At 63.5% G+C, this 4,134-nt stretch carries 2 protein-coding genes; both read right to left on the minus strand.

What is annotated here, in order from left to right; genetic code table 11:
* On the minus strand, positions 1-2,267 hold a 2,267-nt coding region (locus KA184_15475; protein MBP8130978.1), incomplete at its 3' end, for a TIGR03960 family B12-binding radical SAM protein.
* Positions 2,268-2,850: 583 nt separating this feature from the next.
* Positions 2,851-4,134 (minus strand): amidohydrolase family protein (locus tag KA184_15480; protein ID MBP8130979.1); only part of this gene is annotated, 1,284 nt, incomplete at its 5' end.

The raw sequence follows: 4,134 nt of genomic DNA on the forward strand, positions 1-4,134 counted from the left end.
ATCGTATACTCGAATCCGCAAACCAGACTCATCAGCGACGGCCCATGTACCGGCACTTCCTCAGCCTCGAACACGTCAAGACCCGGCGGCACGCTGGCGATTAACCTGGCGAGCAGGAAGTCCGGCGCGACGCGCTCGCGCAGGACCACGTCCATGTAATCGCCCTCGGATTCTTCACCGACCGGGCACGCGGTCGAAAACGTCACGCGCGGTTGCTGGTGAAACCCCTGCGAGTAAGCCACCGGCGCCTTCGCCCGGCGCAGTGCGCGAACCCACGCGTCCTTGACCTCCAGATGGCTCAAGAGCCGCGCTTCGCCCGCCCGGCCGATGCGGAACCGAAGACGCTGCACTGCGGCATGGGCATCTTTCTCATGCTCTTCACGCACGGGCGGGACGCCCGTGCCACTCCATGCCGCCTCTTCCTCAAGATGCCCCTGCTTCTGGTTCTTCAGCATGTGTCTGCACAGGTCGCGTTCGCGATAGATAACCCCGCACAGATGGCACTTCCCCGCGCGGCAGTCCTGGGCATACTTCAATTCCATCGCGCGCTGCCAGTCCTCGCGGAACCACTGCTTGGGGATCATCACGTCGACATGATCCCACGGCAGGCGCTCTTCCGGGCCGCGCTCGCGCAATTGCCCGCGCCAGTCGTAGCCGGTTTGGTCAATGGCCTTCCACCAATGTGCAATGTCCAGACGCTCTTCCCACGTTTCCAGGCGCGCGCCGTTGCGCCAGGCCGCCTCGAGCAGGTCCGCGGCGCGGCGGTCCGCGCGCGACAACAACCCTTCAATGAACGACGCTTCCGGCGCGTGTCGCCCAAACTTGATATTCGGGTACTTTTTTAGCCTTTCAAGTAATAATGCCTGTTTTCGTCTGATTTCGCCGATGTCGACCTGACGAGACCACTGGAACGGCGTGCACGGCTTCGGAACAAACGTCGAGACGCCCATCCGCACGGCCGCGCGCCGGTTGATGGCCTTGCCCGCTTCCAGCGTGCGGATGCACAGGTCCGCGATGGCTTCGACGTCCTCGTCGCGCTCGGTGGGCAGACCTATCATGAAATACGTCTTCACGTGCGTCCAGCCGCGCCGGAACGCTTCGGCGGCCATGCCGAGCAGTTCCTCGTCGGGGATGAACTTGTTGATGACTGCGCGCAGGCGCGGCGTGGCCGCTTCCGGTGCGAAGGTGAGCCCGCTGCGCCGCACGCCGGACACCATGTCGGCCATTTCGACCGCAAACGAATCAAGCCGCAACGACGGCAACGCGACGGACACGTTTTCCTTGTGCGCGCGCTCGGCGGCCTGCTTCACCAGCGTGCGCGGCCGCGAAAAATCGCACGTCGAGAGCGACACGAGCGTGACGTGCTCGAGACCGGTGTTCGCAAGCGTCTCTTCCATGAGCCGGTCGACCTCGGGCAGCGTGCGCTCGCGCACCGGCCGCGTGACCATGCCCGCCTGGCAGAAGCGGCAGCCCTGCGTGCAGCCGCGCAAGATTTCGAGGCCGACGCCGTCGTGCACCAGCGAGGCATAGGGCACGATGTATCTCGCCGGAAATTTCGCCGCGTCGAGGCTGCGCGTGACCCGCTTGACGATTTTCGGCCCGTCCTCGCGCGGCACGATGCTCCCGTCGCCGATCGTTTCCATCGGATACGACTCGGGGACGTAGAAACCGGGCAATTGCGCGATAGCTTCGAGTTTTTCGCGGCGCGGCGCGCGTTTCAGCGGGCGGATTGTCTCCACGAGTTCGACCACGGCATCCTCGCCGTCGCCGATCACGAAGAAATCGAAGAACGGCGCCAGCGGTTCCGGGTTGAACACCGTCGGCCCGCCCGCAAACAGCAGCGGCGCATCGTCCGCGCGGTGCTTGCTCCGCAACGGCAGCCCGGCAAGGTCAATCGCGTTCAGGATGTTCGTGTAAGTCAGTTCCGACTGCAGCGTGAACCCGATCAGGTCCGCGGCGGTCAGCGGGTCCTTCGACTCGTGCATAAACAACGGCAGGCCGCGCGCGCGCAGCGCCGCCTCCATGTCCGGCGCGGGCGAATAGCCCCGCTCGCACCAGACATGGTCCAGGCCGTTCAGAATCGCATACAGGATGTGCAGTCCGAGATTGCCCAGTCCCAACTCATACAGGTCCGGGAAGAACAGGCACACCCGCAGGTCCACGTCCGAGGCCCGCTTATGCACCGAGTTCCACTCCGTGCCCAGATACCGCGACGGCTTCTCGACCCGGGGCAGAATTTCGTTTATCAATGTCGCACCAAGGCTCATTGCGTGCCCTCTTCGCGGCCCATCATACAGAACACGCGGCGATGCTGCGAAATTCGAGAGCAGGGTGCGGAAGCTCGGGGTCAATCTCGACTCAGTCCAAAACACGAGAAAACGGATTGCACCGGCCCGGGTCACCAGACGGTCTCGAGGCTCGCCGCTCTGGTCTTGCGGTCCCGAGTAACCAGCGTCACGGCCCTATGCAGGGCCGTGACGGTTACAAATGAAGGTATTGGATGTGTTCTCCCGAGGACCCGCTCAAGCGGTCAATATGCGACTCGATGCCGTTCTCATGGAGCCAAGCCGTCCTGGACGAGTTCGCTGAGGGTCTTGACGAGGCCGCGCTGCGCTACTGTTGATGAGTTGTCGCGCCCTTCTTTCCTGGAGTCCGGATTAGTCCCGTTGTCCTGTTCGCACACGTTCGCGGTTCGCCGGGCGTGGTGGGGAGCTGACCGTCCCTCCGGATGTTTCTACGAGACTTCGCGCAGGCGTTGAGACAGTCTCTTCACGTCGTTGCCGGTTTCCCTCGCAAGTCGGTCTATCATGCGGCATACTTCGCGCAAAATCGGGTCGATCTTCATTTCCTCTACACGGTCCAATTCTTCAGCGTCCTTTCCAGATCGAACAATTCATGTGCGTTGCCGCGCATGAGGCGGACGATGAGCGGCTCGATGTCGTTCTCGCGGAGCCAGCCGTCTTCGACGAGTTCGGTAATGGCTTGGGCGAGGCCGCGGCGCGCGATGGCGGCGTGGCCGGGCACCATTTCGACGGGGCGGTAGTCGCCGCCGAAGGCAAGCAGCTTGCACGCGGGCGCGGCCCCGAGGAATTCCTTTACGAACCGCACGCACGCAACGGGGTTGATGATCCACGCCCAGCACATGTCGACGTAGGCATTGCGCCACTGCTTCGCGGCGGCGATGATGTGGTCGTGGTAGGGATACGTAATGTGCATGAAGACGAAGCGCGCGTCAGCGTGCATGTGGCACAGCTCGCACATCTCGCCGGGGTTGCCTTGCAGCCGCGCCAGCGGCATCGAGTTGTGCCCGGCGTAGTAACCCGTGTGCAGTTTGACCGGCAATTCGTATTCCGTGGCCTTGTGCACGCAGTAGTGGAACAGATGGTCCTCGACGGCCTTGCGCCCAGCCGCTTCGACCTTGTCGTCGTCCAGCAGTAGTCTCTCGAACAGCGGCGCGGCGTCTTCCGCGCTCACGCGCGCGTGGTCGAGGCCGCGCGCATAGGCGTTCTGGCTTTTCACGGCGATCGCGCGCGGCCCGTACGTATCGAAGGCCCAATCAATAACCGCATGCCAGTCGTCCAGACCTTTCAGCGTCACGCCCGCCTGCGCGGCGAGTTGCTCGCGGTTGCCCGCCGCGCTCAGCGCGGCGAAACTGAGGTCCTGCGCCAGCAGGTCCGGCTGCTCGGTTTCTCCAAAGATGGGGCCCTCGATGCAATTCACCTGCGCGTATTCGATGTTTGCAACATCGCGCAGCGCGACCCGGTAATATCCGGGCGCAATGGCCCCGCGCATCTTCTCCGAGACCCGGTCTACGTTTTCGGACCGAAGGTCGTCCTCGCCGTACAGCAGCCGCACGGACTCGCGCAGATTCAGCATGTAGCCCGTGTTGTGCGCCCGCAGGTAATAGGGTTCAAGCGCCTTCCACTTGTCCTGCGGGGCAATGTCCCACCGGTACGCCACCGACAACGCGTCGCCAGGTATTCCCGCGACCCGCATGTCCGAATCGGTGTAATGACAGAACAGCATCCCGATATCCGGCGCGGGAATCTTGCTGGCTTCCCCCTGGTCGAGGGCTTGCACCCGCACGGACTCCTCCCAGAGGTGCTCATGCGTGTCCACAAAGGGGGTACGGTC

The sequence above is a fragment of the Candidatus Hydrogenedentota bacterium genome (genome assembly GCA_018005585.1).
In the GTDB taxonomy this organism is placed as follows: Bacteria; Hydrogenedentota; Hydrogenedentia; order Hydrogenedentales; family JAGMZX01; genus JAGMZX01.